This is a genomic window from Pseudomonas sp. MWU13-2100 (genome assembly GCF_023242365.1).
In the GTDB taxonomy this organism is placed as follows: domain Bacteria; phylum Pseudomonadota; class Gammaproteobacteria; order Pseudomonadales; family Pseudomonadaceae; genus Aquipseudomonas.
On sequence record NZ_JALLIX010000008.1, the window covers coordinates 147461 to 165045 of the forward strand.

A 17585-nucleotide genomic window follows, 5' to 3' on the forward strand; every position below is an offset into this window, starting at 1 on the left:
CCTAGCGGTCGTCGGCAGCGGGCAGTTGTCCAGGTTCGACATCGACCTGCCCATGAGCGCATAAAGCCTCGAGCAAGGCGCGGGCGTAACCCGGCAGGTGTTCGAACGAACGGGCGCACAGCAGCAGTTTGCGTCGGGCCCAGGGCTCGGGCAGTGGACGGCTGACCAGGTCCGCCGTAACCGGCCAACGCTCCAGGGTCGCCTGGGGCACGATACCGGGACCCGCACCGCGCGCGACCATGCGCAACACCCCGTCAAAACCGTCGGCGCGCACCCGCAGTTGCAGGCGCATCCCCAGGTGCAAGGCCTGCTCTTCCAGGTAGGCGGCAAGGGCGCTGCCGGCGGGCAGGCCGACCTGTTCGTGGTGCAGGGTGTCGCTGAAACGCAGGTGGGATGGTTCCGCCAGGGCGTGGCCCAGGGGGATCGCCACCACCAGCGGATCGTCGCAAAACGGCCGGGTCTGCAAGCCCTGGGTATCCACCGCGTCGGAGACGATGCCGATATCCGCCGCCCCCTGGCGGATCGCGTGGACGATGCGCAGGCTGGGCAACTCCTGCAGGTCGAGGTCGATATGCGGGTGGCTGCACAGGAAGTCCGCGAGCCGTTCCGGCAGGTATTCGCTGATCGCGGCGCTGTTGCCCAGCAGGCGGACCTGGCCTTTTATCCCTCGGGCGTATTCGGCCAGGTCCTGGCGCAGGTGTTCGGCCTGTTGCAGCATCAGCCGGGCATGCTGGGCCAGGGTCTTGCCAGCGGGCGTAGGGGTGACGCCACGGCGGCCGCGCAGGAAAAATGGCGTGCCGAGGGAGGTTTCCAGGGCCCGTATCCGTGCGCTGGCGGCCGGCAGCGACAAGTGGCTGCGCGCCGCGCCGGCGGTGATATTGCCTGCGTCGAGGATATTCAGGTACAGCCGAAGGTCGGTCAGGTCGAAGTGCATGCGCATACGCTCGATTCGGTACGCCGCACCATTGTAGGAGCCAGCTTGCTGGCGATGGCGGTCGTAAGGGCAATGCAAGACTCAAGGGGCTCATCGCCGGCAAGCCGGCTCCTACAGGTTGAATCTGTCTCTTGCTATTCAAGAGGCTAGCTCAATGCATGACAGATTTTCAAACCCGCCGCCCGGGTCCAGTCTGTGGCCATGAATAGCTTTCTCGAGTTTTACCAGACCTTGGGCTTGCCCATTAGTCTGCTGGTGCTGGGCACCTTTCTGCTGGCGGGCATGATCAAGGGCGTGATCGGTCTCGGACTGCCGACGGTTGCCATGGGCCTGCTCGGCCTGGCTATGGCACCGACGCAGGCTGCGGCGCTATTGATCATTCCCGCGACCCTGACCAATGTCTGGCAACTGGCGGCGGGCGGGCATCTGTCGACCTTGCTCAGACGGTTATGGCCGATGTTGCTGGCGATCTTCCTCGGCACCGCTGTCGGTGTCTGGTGGTTGGGCGGGATGGACGGCGGTCATGGGATGGTGCGGGCCTTGGGCGCGGCCTTGCTGCTGTACGCCTTGAGCGGCTTGTTTCTACCGGCGCTGCGAGTCGGCGCCCGAACGGAGCGCTGGTTGGGGCCGGTCTGTGGGCTGGTCACCGGCCTCATCACCTCGGCCACTGGCGTGTTCGTGATTCCCGCCGTGCCTTACCTGCAGGCGTTGGGGTTGAACAAGGATGAACTGGTGCAGGCGCTGGGCCTGTCGTTCACCGTCTCGACCCTGGCACTGGCCCTCGGTCTGTTCTGGCATGGGGCACTGGGCGAAGGCGCCCTGGGGGCCTCATTGCTGGTTCTGCTCCCCGCGATCCTCGGCATGCTGTTCGGGCAATGGCTGCGCCAGCGGGTCAGTGCCACGCTGTTCAAGCGGGTGTTCTTTGTCGGCCTGGGCCTGCTGGGCGGGCATTTGCTGATCGGGGGCTAGCCGGAGTGGTCGAACAGTTCCGTAGGTTTGTCATGAGGGAGCAACAATAGATTCACTATTCATGCGCCTTGGACAAAGACCATTTGCTTCGATGCGGCGGGCGGCTACTATCAAGGCTGTGTTTGCGCCAAGGGATAACAGTGAAAGCCAGATCCGATGAATTGCAGATCTTCGTGTGTGTCATCGAGTGCGGCTCGATTTCCGCGGCGGCCGAACAGATCGGCCAGACACCTTCGGCGGTCAGCCGGAGCCTGTCGCGGCTCGAGGTCAAGCTGGAAACCACCTTGATCAACCGCACCACACGGCGTATGGACCTGACCGAGGAGGGCAAGTTCTTCTTCGAGCGGGCCAAGCAGATCCTGGAACAGATGGATGAACTGGAAGAGCGCCTGTCCTTGCGCCAGCGCACGCCCGCCGGGCGCCTGCGGATCAATGCCGCGTCGCCCTTCATGCTGCACGCGGTGGTGCCGCATATCGCGGAGTTTCGCCGTCTGTATCCGGATATCCAGCTGGAGCTCAACAGCAATGACCTGATCATCGACTTGCTGGAGCAAAGTACCGATATCGCCATCCGTATCGGCAACCTGGCGGACTCGACCCTGCACGCGCGCTCCCTGGGCAGCAGTCCGCTGAATATCCTCGCCAGCCCCGCGTACTTGGAAAAGCATGGGCTACCGGCCAGCGTCAGCGAGTTGTCCGGGCATACGCTGCTCGGGTTTACCCAGACCGAAAACCTGAACCACTGGCCGTTGCGGCATGCCCAGGGTGATCGCTGGCAGATCCAACCGGGCATCAGCGCGTCCAGCGGCGAGACCTTGCGTCAGTTGGCGCTGGAAGGGCAGGGCATTGCCTGTCTGTCACATTTCATGACACACCAGGATATCCAGGCCGGGCGCCTGCGGGTGATTCTGCCCGAGGCCAACAGTGGCTATCGCCAGCCGATTCACGCGGTGTACTACCGCAACTCGCAATTGGCGTTGCGGATTCAGTGCTTCCTCGATTTCATCCAGGCCAAGTTGGCGGGTTATGCCGCTCCGGTGCTTGTCGGTTAAGGCCATGAGCGCCTTGAACGCGCCACGCAACATCTGCTCCAGCGTGCATATCGATGATGTGGTGGCGCTGTACTGCTGGCACTGACCAAGACCCCGGCGGGAGTCTTCTACTTCATGGAAAGTGGCGAGGCCGTGTTTATCGAGATGACCACTGCCATGGCCCGGGCCCTGAACCTGGGCGAACCCCAGGACTGGCCGTTGGCCGACGCCGAGGCTGAATGGGGTTATGAAATGGCCAACTACGGCCAGGGCTCCAACAGCCGGGTGCGTGGCAAGAAGGCCCGTGAGCTGCTGGGCTGGGTGCCCAAGCGCACGTCGGTGATCGAATGGATTCGCAACCAGATGCTGTAACGCACGGCGGGTTGATCGCTCCCGGGCCTGGGGAGCGAGCGGCTCGAGCAGCCTGTGGAAGCTGCTCGGTCGTCCCCGGCCACTGAAACTTTACGACGCCGTTTTTGCGAGCGGCTTCGCGCTTTTTGCACTGATGGCACCTAGCTACTAAAGAATCTGTTTTCCAGGCCGAAGCGCTTTGATCCAGATAGCCAGGAAGACCCGTCATGAGCTTCGGTAAAACCACTCCCGTCCTGCATATCGATGACGAGGGCAAGGCGTTGGCGTTCTACATCGGATTCCTCGGGTTCTCTGTCGATTGGCAGCACCGTTTCGAGCCCGGGTTTCCGTTGTACCTGCAAGTGTCGCGGGGCGATTGCGTGCTGCACCTGAGCGAGCACAAGAGCGACGCCGCGCCGGGGGCGGCGCTACGCATCGAAACCGACGGGCTGGAAGCGTTCAGGGCACAGTTGCTGGGCAAGGCAGGTGGCGATGTACCGACAGAGATCCAGGCCATGCCCTGGGGTAGCCTGGACATGACTCTGCACGATCCGTTCGGCAATCGGCTGGTGTTTACCAACGCGATTTGCGCTTGACGAGGTTTATCCGAGTTGAGCCCGATCACCTGTAGGCGCGGAGCTCGCCGGGCCCCCGGAGCGCGGCGAGACCGGGTTATCAGACTCGGAAGTGGCTGACCATCATCTGCAACTGATTGCCCAAGCGGGCCAGTTCGACGCTGGACGCCGCGGTTTCATCGCTGGCGGCGGCGGTCTGTTCCGACACGTCACGGACATTGACGATACTGCGGCTGATCTCTTCGGCCACCGCGCTTTGTTGTTCGGCCGCCGCGGCGATCTGCTGGTTCATCGACTGGATGTTCGACACCGTGCGGGTGATGTTTTCCAGCGAGGTGCCGGCCTTGCGGGTCAAGGCCACGCTGCTGTCGGTCAGGGTGCGGCTGTTGTTCATCACATTCGCCACCTGCTGGGTGCCGTTCTGCAGGGCGGCGACCAGGCCTTCGATCTCCTCGGTAGACTTCTGGGTACGCTGGGCCAGGCCGCGGACTTCGTCGGCGACCACGGCAAACCCGCGTCCGGCTTCACCGGCCCGGGCCGCCTCGATGGCGGCGTTGAGCGCCAGCAGATTGGTCTGCTCGGCCACGGCCTTGATCACATCCATGACCGCGCCGATCTTGTCGCTTTCCTTCTGCAGCACGGTCATGGCTTCGGTCGAACGCAGCACTTCGGTGGCCAGGCGTTCGATCTGGGCAATGGCCTCGCCGACTACCTTGTCACCTTCACGGGCTTCACCGTCCGCGGCGGCGGCGGCCTGGGAGGCCTGTTCGGCATTCCGCGCGACCTCCTGAACGGTGGCGGTCATTTCGTGCATCGCCGTGGCGACCTGGTCGGTTTCGATTTTCTGGCTGTTGACCCCGGCGCTGGTCTGTTCGGTCACCGCCGACAGTTCCTCGGCGGCGCTGGCGATCTGGGTGACGCCATCGCGGATACCGCTGATCAGGTCGCGCAGGGTGGCGCCCATGCGCTGGATGCCTTGTTGCAGCACGCCCAGTTCGTCACGGCGGGTCACCATCAGGTTGTGGGTCAGGTCGCCGGAGGCGATGCGTTCGACGACGGCCAGGGTGTCGCGGATCGGGCGAGTGATCTGCCGGGTGATGAGTACGGCGGCGAACAGGCCGACCAGCAAGGCCAGCAGCGTACTGCCCAGTTGCAATGTCCGGGCCTGGGCGCTTTCGCTGTCACGCCGGTCCAGTTGGATCTGATACAGCGCGTCGCTGCGCGAGACGATGTCGTTGCCCTGGTCGGTCATTTCCTTGCGCGCCTGCACGGCGGCGGCGTTGGCGCTCTTGTAGGCCTGCAAGGCGCTGCGGTAGTTGCCCAGGGCGGTCTCGAGCTGGGTCACGGAGGCCTGCTCGGCGCCGCTGAAGGCTTGCTGCAGGGCCTTCAGCCCGTCGATCGCTTCGCTCAGTTGATTGAAGGCTTTCTGCTCGGTGTCCGGGTTGCTGTTGGCGGCATAGCCACGCACTTCATAACGGGTCAGCTGGAACTGTTCCTTGGCCCGGGTGATGGCCTGGAAACGTTCGAAGCGGCCTTCCTCGCCGGGCAGCATGTGCAGCACCTGGTCGTTGATGGCGGTGATCAGTTTGTTGACGACTTCGGCATTGTCGCCCATGGTCTGACGCGCGCCATTGGCGGTGCGATAGGCATCACGCATCTTGTTCAGCGATTGCTGGTATTGCGTGATGAGGTCAGCCTGCTCCTTGAGCAGCTTGAGGTTTTCCGGGCTCTTGAAGCTGCCGATCAGCTTCTGCTGTTGAGCGATGAACGCTTGCAGGTTGACCTGTACGTTCTGGGCGGCGGTCTCGTCACCGTTGGTCAGCATGTATTGCAGGCGCGCCACGCGCAGTTTGGTCAGCGAGGCGTTGAGTTGGGTGATGTCGCTCATCCAGTTGCTGCGGTCAATCAGCCCACCCAGGCTGTTCCAGCCGGTCAGGGCCAGGATGGTGGTCAGGAGCAGTACCAAGCCGAAACCCAGGCCAAGTTTCAGGTTGACGCTGATATTGCCAAACCAGCTATTCATCGAATTCCTCCAGGAACGTTGTGTTGCGTGCTGTCAGGTGGCTGGAAGGTGTTGTTTTTGGAACCAGCTGAATTTGTTGGTAGAGCTTGTATCGGCGGTAACACAGATAGCTGAAAGGATTTTGTCATACCGCATGTTTCTGCTAACCAGCGGACGAGGATAGTGCTGTTTGTTTGCGATACCGATTTTCCAGGCAAAAAAAACCGGCGCTTCAAAGGCGCCGGCTCTTTACGAATGAAGCGTATGGAGCCGCTTACTGTCCGTAGAAGTTATACAGGCGCTTGCCGCCGATGGTGATACTGCTCAGGACCTTGGTGGGTGCCGGCGGCGTCGAGATTTTCAGGTTCTGGTCAACGATGACCACGTTGTCCGGCGAGGCTGTCAGGAAGGCGTTCAGATCGGCTTCGGTCATCAGCACCTGCTGCTGGCGTTGGGTATAGAACACGGTGGAGGCCAGTCGCTCTTCCGGCTGGAACAGGGCGACCTGCTTGCCATGGGCCTGCAGTTCGATGACCTGGTCGGTCAGCGGTTTGAAGGAGTTCTTGATGTCGGAGCGCGACTCCAGCGACGCCACCACCAGATAGCCGCAGACCAGCAGGGCCATCAGCCCCATCGCCAGCGGCCGGTGATGTTTCACCAGCTTGGCGCTGAAGGGGGAGGTGGCCGAGCGTCGGCGCAGCCACTCGAGGATCACCGCCGAGTATTCGGCGGCGATGATGGCGGCGGCCGGCGCCATGGACATCAGATAGACCATGCGCTTGCTGGAGGCCAGGGTCAGCAGGGTGAACTGGGCCAGGATCCAGACGCTGGCGAACAGCAGGTGACGATTGGCCACCAGGCGCTTGCGCAGGTTCCACAAGCCCAGATACACCAGCAGGTTCCAGGGCAGGAAGGCTTCCGGCAGCTTGGCCAGGTAGTAGTAGAACGGTTCGTAATGCCCGGCGGAGGTGAAGGAGCCGCTGAAGCGGCCGACGCTGTTGGCCCACAGCACTTCACCGATGGCCTGCATACCGCCGCGCTGATAGAGCAGGACCAGCCAGATCAGCAGGGGGATCAGCCCGAGCGCGGTGAACAGCGCGGGGCGTAGCCAGTTGCCGAAGGTGAAGCGTTTGTCGAGCAGGCTTTGGGTCACCAGGTAGACGAAAATCACGACGCCCGGCAGGGCGAGGCCCAGTACGCCCTTGCTCAGGGTCGAGATCACGATGCCGAGGGCAAAGACACACCAGGCGCCAAAGGTCCTGTTGCCTTGCGCCGCTTGTTCGGTGGCGCGGAAGAACGCCAGCAGGGCCAGGGTCACCCCGAGGCTGAGCAGCGCGTCTTCGCCGACCTGCCGGGCATTGCCCAGGTAGCTGGCCATGGTGGCGAGCATCGCGGCGGCGGTCCAGGCCAGCACGGCCGGACGACCGATCTTGCGCAGGAAGGCAAACAATGCGAGCACCGTGAACAGGCCGGCGAAGGCCGAGGCCAGGCGCACGGCCAGGGGCGTGCCGCCAAACAGCTGGATGGCGCCGGCATCGAGCCAGAGGCTCAGCGGTGGTTTTTCCAGGAAGGGCTCGCCCAGCAGATGCGGGGTCACCCAATCCTGGGTCAGGTGCATTTCCATCGCGATCCCGGCGACCCGGGATTCGGTGGAGCCTTGCAACTCGTGGTTACCCAGCCCGAAGAAGAACAATAGGCCGCCCAGCAGGAGCAGGATGAGGAAGGGGCGTGTCATTCGCATAGTGATACCGAAAGAGAGGGGGCGGATCGCAAGGCGATCTGTTGATTGAAAAAGTATACGGGGCGATTTCTCAACATATTGTGAAGAGCCCTAGTGTCAGAGTGTGCCAAAACATTTCAGTCGCCCAGGGCCTCGCCTTCACGCCGAGGATCGGCCCCACCAGCCCATGACGACTGCCCCTTGGCGTCGCGCACCCGCATGATCGCCTGGGTGCCGCTGGTCATGTCCAGTTCGCTGACGGTGTGGCCCTTGTCCCGCAGCGCTTTGATCAATGGCGCCGAGAACAGGCCTTGTTCCAGTTCGGTGGGGCCATTGCGGCTACCGAAGTTGGGCAGGTTGATGGCCGACTGCGGATCGAGTTTCCAGTCCAGCAAGCCGACCAGGGTCTTGGAGACGTATTCGATGATCTGCGAGCCGCCGGGCGAGCCGACGGCGCCGAGAAACTCTCCGTTCGCCCGGTCGAACACCAGGGTCGGGGCCATGGATGAGCGTGGACGTTTGCCCGGCTCGACACGGTTGGCCACCGGCTTGCCGTTTTCGCTGGGGATGAAGGAGAAGTCGGTCAATTGGTTGTTGAGGATAAAACCCTCGACCATCAGGTGCGAACCGAACGAGCTTTCCACGGTGGTGGTCATCGATACGGCGCCACCCTGGTCGTCCACGGCGACGATCTGCGAGGTGGAAATGCGCATCGGCGAGCGGTCCGGCGCCAGGGCCACCTGGATGCCGGCCGGGACGCCGGGTTCGGCCTGGCCCAGGCTGCGTTCGCCGATCAGACGGGCGCGGCCGGCGAGGTAGCCGGGGTCTATCAGTCCGGCGACCGGGACCGGGACGAAGTCGCTGTCGGCGACATACAGGCCGCGGTCGGCATAGGCCAGGCGGTCGGCCTCGGCGATCAGGTGCACGGCCTGCGGACGGGGCTCAAGACCGGCGGGACTGGAGGTTTTCAGCGGGCCGAGTGCTGCCAGCGCCTGGCGTTTGTCCTGGGCTTCCAGGGCCTGCAAGGTGCCGAAGATCTGCGCGATGGCGATACCGCCGGAGGACGGCGGTGGCATGCCGCAGAGCTGCCATTGCTTGTAGTCGGAGCACAGCGCAGTGCGCTCCTTGGCCTGATAGCCTTGCAGGTCGGCCAGCGAGAGCGTTCCGCGGTTGGCGCTGCCATTGACCGCGGCGACGATCTCCTCGGCGATGCGGCCTTTGTAGAGCGCGTCCGTGCCTTCGTTGGCGATGCGCTTGAGCACGGCGGCCAGCTTCGGGTTTTTCAGCGTTGTGCCGACGGCTTTCGGGCTGCCGTCGGCATTGAGGAAGTAGGCGGCCATGGCGGGCGAGTGGGGCAGGAACGGACTGGCGACGATCTGCTTGTGCAGGCGCGGTGAAATCGGGAAGCCTTGTTCGGCGAGGCGGATGGCCGGCTCGAAGAGCTTCGCCCAGGGCAGGCGGCCCTGGGCGCGATGGGCCAGTTCGAGGGCGCGCATCACCCCGGGCGTACCGACCGAGCGTCCACCGATCTGGGCCTGGGTGAAGGCCATCGGCGTGCCGTCCGGGTTGAGGAAGAGCTTCTCGGTGGCGCCTGCCGGTGCGGTTTCACGACCGTCGTAGGCATGCACCTGCTTGCCGTCCCAGACCATGATGAAGGCCCCGCCGCCGATGCCGGTGGCTTGTGGCTCCACCAGGGTCAGCACGGCCTGCATGGCAATCGCGGCATCCACGGCGGAGCCGCCCTGGCGCAGGATCTCGCGCCCGGCCTCGGCCGCCAGCGGATTGGCCGCCGCGGCCATGTGCCGGGCCGCGTGTTGCGTGAGCAGGCCGCTGCGATAACCCGTACCGATTTCCGGTGCGTTGGGCAGGGTGGCGTCGGCTGAGGCAAACGGTGCGTTGCAGACGCTGAGGGCCAGGCTGATGGCCAGGGCGCAAAGGGAGAAACGACGCGATGGAAAACGTAAGTGCACTGTGTAGGCTCCTGCCTTGGACTTGCGCGGCACTATAGTCCGGGCGTGGCGGCGGGAACAATCGTTGAGCTATCGGACCTGGAACAGGAAAGCAGATGAAGCGCCAGGCTCGAACAACTTTTCGTTCTGGTGCTCACTCCAGGTTCTTTTGTTGATCTTCATCTGCTTGCGGACTGAGGTAAGGATCAAGCGAAACCCTGCCCATGGCAGGATTTCCGTTTGATCAGGCTCGCCAGCCGGTATGCTCGGTCCAGGGCGTTTACGCCATCGCCAACTGGACTACCTTGAAAATCACCATGCCCATGGCGACCACCAGGTAACCGCGCAACACCCCCATCCAGATCCGATTGCGCTGCGACAGGACCATGGGCTTGAGTTTGTCCAATGGCGGCATGCGCCAGGCGTTCATCATCTCCTGGGTGAAGGGGGTTGCCTTGTCGCTCAGGTTGGCTTCGTCCACGGCTTTACGGGCATGCAGCACGTTCACCGCAATAGCGATGATCAGGCCCACCACGCCACCGCCGATCAGGATGTTGGTGATGGTTTCACCGGACATGTCCGGGAAGGCCACGGCCGAGGTCAGGATGACGGACAATAGCACCAGTATGGCAACGATCACTGCGGTGACCACATTGGTGAAGCGCTTGTTCACCCAGGGACCGAGTACTTCCTTGTCATTGCACAGCAGCAGCAGGAACACCGTGGCGCTGGGCAGCAACACACCGGCCAGGGTTTGCACGGCGTTGGTCAGCAGGCCCAGCGGTACACCGGGTATCAGCACCAGGGCTGCGGCCACAGCGATCAGCCCGCAATACATCAGGTAGAAGCCCTTGGCATCGCCGGGTTTACGGTGCAGCGAGTGCTTCAGGCTCAGCACATCGCCCAGGGCGTAAGCGGTCGACAGCGACACCGCCATGGCACCGATGATGCTGGCATCGATCAGCGCGACCGCGAACAACACGCCCGGCAGGCGACCGTGGTACTTGGCGATACCGGCCGCGATGGCGCCGGCGTCGGTGAAGTTGCCGAACTCCGGGTTGCCGGCGAAAACCTGCGCGGTGAAGGCAATCATCGCCACCGCACCGATCACCACCAGGGCGATGCCCAGCCACAGGTCGGCGCGTTCGTACTTGATGAAGCGTGGGGTGATGCGCTTGTCGATCACGTAGCTTTGCTGGAAGAACAACTGCCAGGGCGCCACGGTGGTACCGACGATCCCGATGATCAGCAACAGCACCTCCGACAGCTTGCCGTCAGCCGGCAGTTGCGGGGTGAGGAAGTCGTGCGCGACCTGGCTCATCGGCGGGTGGATCATCAGGAAAATCGGCACCAGCAACAGGCTGCCGAACACCAGGATCAGGGCGAAGCGTTCGAAGCGCCGGAAGTTGCCCGTGCACGCCGCCAGCATGATAAATATCGCCGCCAGGCCGACGCCGACTACTTTGGGCACGCCGAGGAAATCCATCCCCAGGCTGATGCCGATGAACTCGGTGACGATGGTCAGGGCATTGAGGATAAACAAGTCGATGGCACTGAAAGCGCCCCAGAACTTGCCGAAGCGATCGAGGATCAGGCGGGCATGGCCGACACCGGTCACCACACCCAGGCGCAGGACCATCTCCTGGTTGACGTAGAGCACCGGGATCAGCAGGGCCAGGGTCCACAGCAGCGATGTGCCGTAGTTCTGGCCGGCCTGGCCGTAGGTGCTGAAGGCACCGGCGTCGTTGTCGCCGACCATCACGATCAGGCCCGGGCCGAGGATGGCCATCAGGGTCTTGAGGCGATGCCACCAAGTGTTGCGCGGGGCGATATCGTCATGGCGGATGGTGCCGAAGGCTCCGCGGATATCGCCGACATGGGCGCTGTCGAGGACAGCGGAGGGGGCATTCAGGTTGGACATGGTGAGTTCCTCCAAAGCGTGGCATTGGCAGCCGCTTTCGATTCCCATCGGACAGACGAGCACGGGTCTTCCTTCTCCTGGCCACAATCCGTGGGCGTTGTTGGAGACGAAATGACAGGCATTCCTGGCGTTACGGGAAACGCAATAAATTGGGTATTCAACCGCTGACCGAGGTCGGTCCGGGTTGCTTGGAGGTCACACGGAGGGGAGTTGCGTAAAGCGCGGGGCGTTCGAGCGGGGGGAGATCAACCAGGGTCAGTCCTACCTGCCAGGCGGCACCATTCCAGTCAGTGTGACCGGCCTACTAGAGCTGGGGTCCATGGGAGTTCTCCGTGGTTATTTCCGTGAATGTAACAAAATGTGAGGGAGTATGGCGAGTGGAAAATTATGAAACTTTTACAGGTGTTCTTGCCTGGAGTGTGAGCCACGATAAACCTTTACGGCATAAGCCTGTCCTGACGGTTGCGCTCCTACCCGGTCGAAAGCTGACGCCGCCGCCCGGGTTCAGGAATAGTCGCTACTCTTGAGACCGTCGCAAGACTCCGATCCCCGGAATCAAGGCATCGGCTTAGAACTGCTCGGCCTCCAGCCCGAACAACGACGCGCTACCCGCGCGAATGCTCTGCTCCAGACTCAGGATACGCGGCAGCAACCGGCTGAAATAGAACTGCGCGGTTGCCCGTTTCGCTCCATAAAATCCAGGGTCCTCGTCGTGCTTGTCCTGCGCGACCCGGTCCATGCGTGCCCAGAGATAGGCGTAGGCGACATAGCCCAACAGGTGCAGGTATTCGACGCAGGCACTGCCGATGGTGTTGGGGTTGGTCACAGCCTGCTCTTGCAGCCAGTCGCTGAGGTTCTCCAGGCGTTGCACCGCGTCCAGCAGATCGTCGGCGTAGGCTACGCCGGGCTGTGCGGCGTAGTCGCGGATCTCGGCGGTGAACAGGCGCAGGGCGACACCACCGTTTCCGACGACCTTGCGGCCCAGCAGGTCGAGGGCCTGGATGCCGTTGGTGCCTTCGTAGATCTGCGCGATGCGCACGTCCCGCACCAGCTGTTCCTGGCCCCACTCACGGATATAGCCGTGGCCGCCGAAGATTTGTTGGCCGTGGATGCAGCTGTCCAGTCCGGTATCGGTGAAAAATGCCTTGGCCACCGGGGTCAGCAGAGCGACCAGGGCTTCGGCGTTGTGCCGTTCATCAGGCTGATCGGAGAACTTGGCCAGGTCCAGTTGCTGGCCGACATAGCTGGCGAACGCGCGGCCGCCTTCGGTCATGGCCTTCATGCTGAGCAGCATGCGCCGCACGTCGGGGTGGACGATGATCGGGTCGGCGATTTTGTCCTTGGCCACCGCCCCGCTCGGGGCGCGGCTTTGAATACGTTCGCGGGCGTAGGTCCGGGCGTTCTGGTAGGACGCTTCGGCGCAACCGATACCCTGGATACCGATGGACAGGCGCTCGTAGTTCATCATGGTGAACATCGCCGCCAGGCCCTTGTTGGCTTCGCCGATCAGCCAGCCGCTGGCGCCGTCGAAGTTCATCACGCAGGTGGCGGAAGCCTTGATGCCCATCTTGTGTTCGATCGAGCCGCAGCTGACGGCGTTGGCGGCGCCGAGGCTGCCTTCGGCATCGACGAGGATCTTCGGCACCAGGAACAGCGAGATGCCTTTGGGACCCGGCGGTGCATCCGGCAGCTTGGCCAGCACCAGGTGGATGATGTTCTCGGTCAGGTCCTGTTCGCCGCCGGTGATAAAAATCTTGCTGCCGCTGATGCGGTAGCTGCCGTCGGCCTGGGGTTCGGCGCGGGTGCGGATCAGGCCCAGGTCGGTGCCGGCATGGGCTTCGGTCAGGCACATGGAGCCGGCCCAGCGGCCCTCGTACATCAGTGGCAGAAAGCGCTCTTTCAACGCCTCGCTGGCATGGGCGTCGATGGCCAGGCAGGCGCCGGAAGTCAGCGCCGAATACAGGGCGAAACTGGAGTTGGCGCCGTAGAGCATTTCTTCGAATTGCACGGCGAGCATCTTCGGCATCCCCATGCCGCCGAACCGCGGGTTACCGCTGAGGCCGACCCAGCCGCCTTCGAGATAGGTGGCATAGGCGTCCTTGAAGCCTTTCGGGGTGCTGACCTGGCCACCGTGCCACTGGGCGCCTTCTTCGTCGCCGCTACGGTTGAGGGGGGCGATCAGATTGCCGGTGACCTTGGCCGCCTCTTCAAGAATCGCGTCGGCGGTCTCAGCATCGACCGTCTCGGCCAGGGCCGGCAGGCGGGCCCAGAGTTGGCTGGCGTTGAAGACCTCATGTAATACGAAGCGCATGTCGCGCAGGGGGGCGTTGAACTCGGGCATGGCGTTGAACATCCTGCAAATAGGGGATGGAGACGCGGCCGTGGCCGCGCCATGGGCAATGCGCGTCACCCCGGGCGTCGGCAACGCCCGGGGTGGATAGGCAAAGGCTAGAGGTTTTTCGCCATATCGCGCAGGACGAACTTCTGGATCTTGCCGGTCGAAGTCTTGGGCAGTTGGGTGAAGATCACGGTTCGCGGAACTTTGAAACCGGCCAGGTGCTCACGACAGAAGGCGATGATCTCGGCTTCACGCACGTCCGGGTGATGGGCCTTGAGGGTGATGAAGGCGCATGGCGTCTCCCCCCATTTTTCATCCGGGCGGGCCACTACCGCGGCCTCGAGTACTGCCGGGTGGCGATAGAGCACGCCTTCGAGTTCGATGGTGGAGATGTTCTCGCCGCCCGAGATGATGATGTCCTTGAGCCGGTCGCGGATCTCCACGTAACCGTCCGGATGGGTCACCGCCAGGTCGCCGGTGTGGAACCAGCCGCCGTCGAAGGCTTCGGCCGTGGCACTGGGGTTTTTCAGATAACCCTTCATCACCGTGTTGCCGCGCATGAAGATTTCGCCGATGGTCTGGCCATCGGCGGGGACCGGCTCGAGGGTTTTCGGATCGGCCACCATCAGTCCTTCCAGGGTCTGGTAGCGCACGCCCTGGCGCGCCTTGACCTGCGCGCGCTCTTCCAGCGGCAGCTCATCCCAGGCCTCGTGCCAGGCGCAGATGGTCACCGGGCCATAGACCTCGGTCAGGCCGTAGACGTGGGTGACCTTGATGCCCATGGCCTCCACGGCGCCAATCACCTTGGCCGGTGGCGCCGCGCCGGCGACCAGGGCGTTGACCGGGTGATCGATCGCGGCCTTGGCCGACTCGGGCATGTTGACCAGGGCGTTGAGCACGATCGGCGCGCCGCTCAGGTGGGTGATCTGGTGTTCGCGGATCAGGTTGAGGATCTTCTGCGGGTCGACCCGGCGCAGGAACACATGCACCCCGGCCATCGCGGTCACGACCCAGGGGTAGCACCAGCCGTTGCAGTGGAACATCGGCAAGGTCCAGAGGTACACCGGGTGGTTGCCCATGCTCCAGATCATCTGGTTGCCGAGGGAGCTGAGATAGGCGCCGCGATGGTGATAGACCACGCCCTTGGGGTTGCCGGTGGTGCCGGAGGTGTAGTTCAGGGCGATGGCCTGCCATTCGTCCTGCGGCCAATGCCAGTCATAGGCCGGATCGCCCTCGGCCAGCAACGCCTCGTAGTCCAGGTCGCTGACGGCCTGGCCTTCGCCGTATTCCGGGTCATCGACATCGATCACCAGCGGCGGGTGGTCGAGCATGCCGACGGCGGCCTGCACCACGTCATGGAACTCGCGGTCGGCGATCAGCACCTTGGCTTCGCCATGGGCGAGCATGAAGGCAATGGCTTCGGCATCCAGGCGCACGTTGAGGGCGTTGAGCACCGCGCCGATCATCGGCACGCCGAAGTGGGCTTCGAGCATCGCCGGGATGTTCGGCAGCATCACCGCCACCGTGTCGTTGCGGCCGATGCCGCGCCCGGCCAGCGCCGAGGCCAGGCGCCGGCAGCGCGCGTAGGTCTGGGCCCAGGTGCGGCGGATCGAGCCGTGGATCACGGCGGGGTAGTCGGGGTAGACCTTGGCAGTACGCTCGATAAAACTGAGTGGAGACAGGGCAATATGATTGACGGCAGTTGGCGCGAGGCCTTGCTCGTAGATGGACATGGTTTGGGTACCCGGTGGCTGATTATTAGCTCTATGTCCGAGGCGCTCGGTCTTTACCGACCCCCTCGATGACTTATCCGGGGTCTTTTATATAATGTTTGCGGATGGATATGGAAGTACTACCTGAGTTGTATAGTATATCTACTATAGTGATTTCAAGGCTCAAATCATGACGGTTGCGCTGCCCGTGAAGTCGCTACCAGCCCGACCTTTCTCCAGACAGGGATCGCGATGAATTCCACCTCCATCAGCCGGCGGCAGGGCTTGTCGTTGCTCGAGCATGACCCGCAACCGAGCCTGCTGCTCGATGCCCGGGCCCGACCGCTGGAACTCAACAGGGCGTTGCTGGCATTGCTCGAACAACTGCCGCTGGCCGATGCGCTGAGCTTGTTGCCGGTCAATCACCTGCCGCTGGTGCGCGCCTGCCTGGACCAGCAACGGGCCATCGAAGGCGTCGAGGCGCAGTTCGAGCAACGGATCCTGATCTGGACCTTTATCCCCGACCCGCAGGAAAATCGCGTGCTGGCGCGCTGTCGCGAAGCCACCGCGCAGATCCTCGCCGAACGCGAATCGGCCACGGCCAGGCGGCTTTATCGGTTGATCACCGAAAACACTACCGACCTGATTTCCCGGCATACCCCCGACGGCTGTTTTCTCGATGCGTCCCCGGCGTCCTCGACCTTGCTCGGTTACTGGCCCGAAGAGTTGCGCGGTCGCCTGGCCCGCGAGCTGTTCCATCCGCAGGATCTGGCCGGACTGACGCACCGGGCCCGTGACGCCCTGGAGCAGGACGGTTATCACACCATGACCTATCGCATCCGCCATCGCGATGGTCACTATCGTTGGTTCGAGACCGCCTGCCGGGCGATTCGCGAAACCTACACCGGGTCGGTGGTCGAGGTGGTCAGTGTGTCGCGGGATATCACTGCCCGGGTTCAGGCCGAGGAAAACAAGCACCGGTTGGCCGAGGTGGTGGAGGCCAACCCTGACCCGGTGTTGTTCATCGAGCCCAGTGGGCATGTCACTTATCTCAACCCGGCGGCCCGGCGCACCCTCAAGCTCGGCGAGCTGTCGGCGATGCCGAGCCTGGGCGAGTTTCTGGCCGCCGATGCGTTGGCGGCCTTGCAGCGCGAGGGTTGGAGTCGCGCCGAACGGGATGGTCGCTGGAGCATCGAGGCCCGTCTGCAACCCCTCGATGGTGGAACCTCGGTGCCGGTGTCGTTGATGCTGCTGGCGCATCGTTCGGCCAGCGGCGAACGTTTCTACTCGCTGGTCGCTCACGACCAGAGCGAGCGCGAATTGCGCGAAGCCCAGCAGCGTCACCACCAGGATGAACTGGCCCACACCGCACGGCTGGTGACCCTGGGCGAGCTGGCCTCGGGGATTGCCCACGAGATGAATCAGCCCTTGGCGGCGGTGGTCAATTACGCCAGTGCCAGCCAGCGCTATTTGCAGGCATTGGACAGCAACCCACAGGCCGTGGAACGGGTGGCCCAGGGCCTGGAGCGGATCGCCGTGCATGCCAATCATGCGTCCGAGGTGATCAAGCGTCTGCGCGCGTTTCTGCGCAAGGGGCGGCGGCGCATGCAGGCCCTGGATATCAGCGAAGTGGCTCGTGACACGGTGCGCTTGTGTGCCTGGGAAGCCAATGCCTGCCAGGTGACGATCGAGGAGCGCCTGCCGGATAATCTGCCGCCGATTTATGCCGACCGGGTGCTGCTGGAGCAGGTGTTGCTCAATCTGTTGCGCAACGCCGTCGATGCCAACCGCGAGGTGCATCCACGGCAGGTATCGCGGATCATCCTGGCGGCCGAGCGCGGCGCTGATGGTGGTGTGGAGGTGAGTGTCAGCGATCAGGGCCCCGGTGTTTCCCCGGCGCAGCTGGAGCAGATCTTCACCCCGTTCTACACCAGCAAGGCCAACGGTCTGGGCCTGGGGTTGTCAATGAGTCGCAGCATCATCGAAGGTTTCGGTGGTGAGTTGCAGGCGCAACCCATGGCCGGCGGTCTGCGGATGCGCTGCTATTTGCCGGCGCAATAATGTACCGGTCTAAAAAAATAAC

General features: G+C 63.3%; 11 protein-coding genes and 2 pseudogenes. 5 read left to right on the forward strand and 8 right to left on the reverse strand.

What is annotated here, in order from left to right; translation table 11 throughout:
• Nucleotide 1: 1 nt before the first annotated feature.
• Nucleotides 2-934 carry a LysR family transcriptional regulator gene (locus M5B99_RS08415; protein WP_248803627.1) on the reverse strand — a complete coding sequence of 311 codons (933 nt, stop codon included), beginning with the start codon at nt 932-934 and terminating at the stop codon, nt 2-4.
• A gap of 201 nt (nt 935-1135) precedes the next feature.
• Between M5B99_RS08415 and M5B99_RS08420 the strand changes: the two genes are divergently transcribed.
• From M5B99_RS08420 to M5B99_RS08435, 4 genes and pseudogenes are all read left to right on the forward strand, one after another.
• The gene (locus M5B99_RS08420; protein ID WP_248803594.1) at nt 1136-1903 is read left to right on the forward strand and encodes a sulfite exporter TauE/SafE family protein; all 768 of its coding nucleotides are present in this window, start codon (nt 1136-1138) and stop codon (nt 1901-1903) included.
• Nucleotides 1904-2043: 140 nt separating this feature from the next.
• Nucleotides 2044-2955: a LysR substrate-binding domain-containing protein gene (locus tag M5B99_RS08425; RefSeq protein WP_248803595.1), complete on the forward strand. Its 912-nt coding sequence runs from the start codon at nt 2044-2046 to the stop codon at nt 2953-2955.
• A 25-nt stretch (nt 2956-2980) separates the two neighbouring features.
• Nucleotides 2981-3306 (forward strand): annotated as a pseudogene (locus tag M5B99_RS08430) (epimerase); the annotation flags it as partial.
• A 206-nt stretch (nt 3307-3512) separates the two neighbouring features.
• On the forward strand, nt 3513-3881 hold the full coding sequence (locus tag M5B99_RS08435; protein WP_248803596.1) for a glyoxalase superfamily protein: 369 nt from the start codon (nt 3513-3515) through the stop codon (nt 3879-3881).
• 79 nt (nt 3882-3960) lie between these two features.
• Here the strand turns inward: M5B99_RS08435 and M5B99_RS30165 are convergent, their stop codons facing one another.
• From M5B99_RS30165 to M5B99_RS08465, 7 genes and pseudogenes are all read right to left on the reverse strand, one after another.
• Nucleotides 3961-4875 carry a methyl-accepting chemotaxis protein gene (locus M5B99_RS30165; RefSeq protein WP_412548712.1) on the reverse strand — a complete coding sequence of 305 codons (915 nt, stop codon included), beginning with the start codon at nt 4873-4875 and terminating at the stop codon, nt 3961-3963.
• Nucleotides 4864-5820, reverse strand: a pseudogene (locus M5B99_RS30170) (methyl-accepting chemotaxis protein); the annotation flags it as partial. The pseudogene M5B99_RS30170 and the gene M5B99_RS30165, both read right to left, overlap by 12 nt.
• Before the next feature lie 316 nt (nt 5821-6136).
• Nucleotides 6137-7597, reverse strand: coding sequence for an ArnT family glycosyltransferase (locus tag M5B99_RS08445; RefSeq protein ID WP_412548707.1), 1461 nt, complete (start codon nt 7595-7597; stop codon nt 6137-6139).
• A gap of 122 nt (nt 7598-7719) precedes the next feature.
• The gene (gene ggt / locus M5B99_RS08450; RefSeq protein WP_248803599.1) at nt 7720-9552 is read right to left on the reverse strand and encodes a gamma-glutamyltransferase; all 1833 of its coding nucleotides are present in this window, start codon (nt 9550-9552) and stop codon (nt 7720-7722) included.
• Nucleotides 9553-9811: 259 nt separating this feature from the next.
• Nucleotides 9812-11452, reverse strand: a complete 1641-nt coding sequence (locus M5B99_RS08455) for an NRAMP family divalent metal transporter (protein WP_248803600.1) — start codon at nt 11450-11452, stop codon at nt 9812-9814.
• 568 nt (nt 11453-12020) lie between these two features.
• Nucleotides 12021-13793, reverse strand: coding sequence for an acyl-CoA dehydrogenase C-terminal domain-containing protein (locus tag M5B99_RS08460; RefSeq protein ID WP_248803601.1), 1773 nt, complete (start codon nt 13791-13793; stop codon nt 12021-12023).
• A 107-nt stretch (nt 13794-13900) separates the two neighbouring features.
• The gene (locus M5B99_RS08465; protein ID WP_248803602.1) at nt 13901-15523 is read right to left on the reverse strand and encodes an acyl-CoA synthetase; all 1623 of its coding nucleotides are present in this window, start codon (nt 15521-15523) and stop codon (nt 13901-13903) included.
• A gap of 231 nt (nt 15524-15754) precedes the next feature.
• Here M5B99_RS08465 and M5B99_RS08470 point away from each other — a divergent pair, with 231 nt between their 5' ends.
• Complete coding sequence (locus M5B99_RS08470) at nt 15755-17563, forward strand: PAS domain S-box protein (protein WP_248803603.1); 1809 nt, start codon at nt 15755-15757, stop codon at nt 17561-17563.
• Nucleotides 17564-17585: the final 22 nt, after the last annotated feature.

Bases quoted from the DNA above. Each gene is read 5' to 3' on its own strand.
- M5B99_RS30165 (WP_412548712.1), bottom strand. From the start codon at position 4,875: ATGGTGACCCGCCGTGACGAACTGGGCGTGCTGCAACAAGGCATCCAG.
- M5B99_RS08470 (WP_248803603.1), top strand. From the start codon at position 15,755: ATGAATTCCACCTCCATCAGCCGGCGGCAGGGCTTGTCGTTGCTCGAG.
- M5B99_RS08445 (WP_412548707.1), bottom strand. From the start codon at position 7,597: ATGACACGCCCCTTCCTCATCCTGCTCCTGCTGGGCGGCCTATTGTTC.
- M5B99_RS08455 (WP_248803600.1), bottom strand. From the start codon at position 11,452: ATGTCCAACCTGAATGCCCCCTCCGCTGTCCTCGACAGCGCCCATGTC.
- M5B99_RS08460 (WP_248803601.1), bottom strand. From the start codon at position 13,793: ATGCCCGAGTTCAACGCCCCCCTGCGCGACATGCGCTTCGTATTACAT.
- M5B99_RS08465 (WP_248803602.1), bottom strand. From the start codon at position 15,523: ATGTCCATCTACGAGCAAGGCCTCGCGCCAACTGCCGTCAATCATATT.
- M5B99_RS08435 (WP_248803596.1), top strand. From the start codon at position 3,513: ATGAGCTTCGGTAAAACCACTCCCGTCCTGCATATCGATGACGAGGGC.
- M5B99_RS08420 (WP_248803594.1), top strand. From the start codon at position 1,136: ATGAATAGCTTTCTCGAGTTTTACCAGACCTTGGGCTTGCCCATTAGT.
- M5B99_RS08415 (WP_248803627.1), bottom strand. From the start codon at position 934: ATGCACTTCGACCTGACCGACCTTCGGCTGTACCTGAATATCCTCGAC.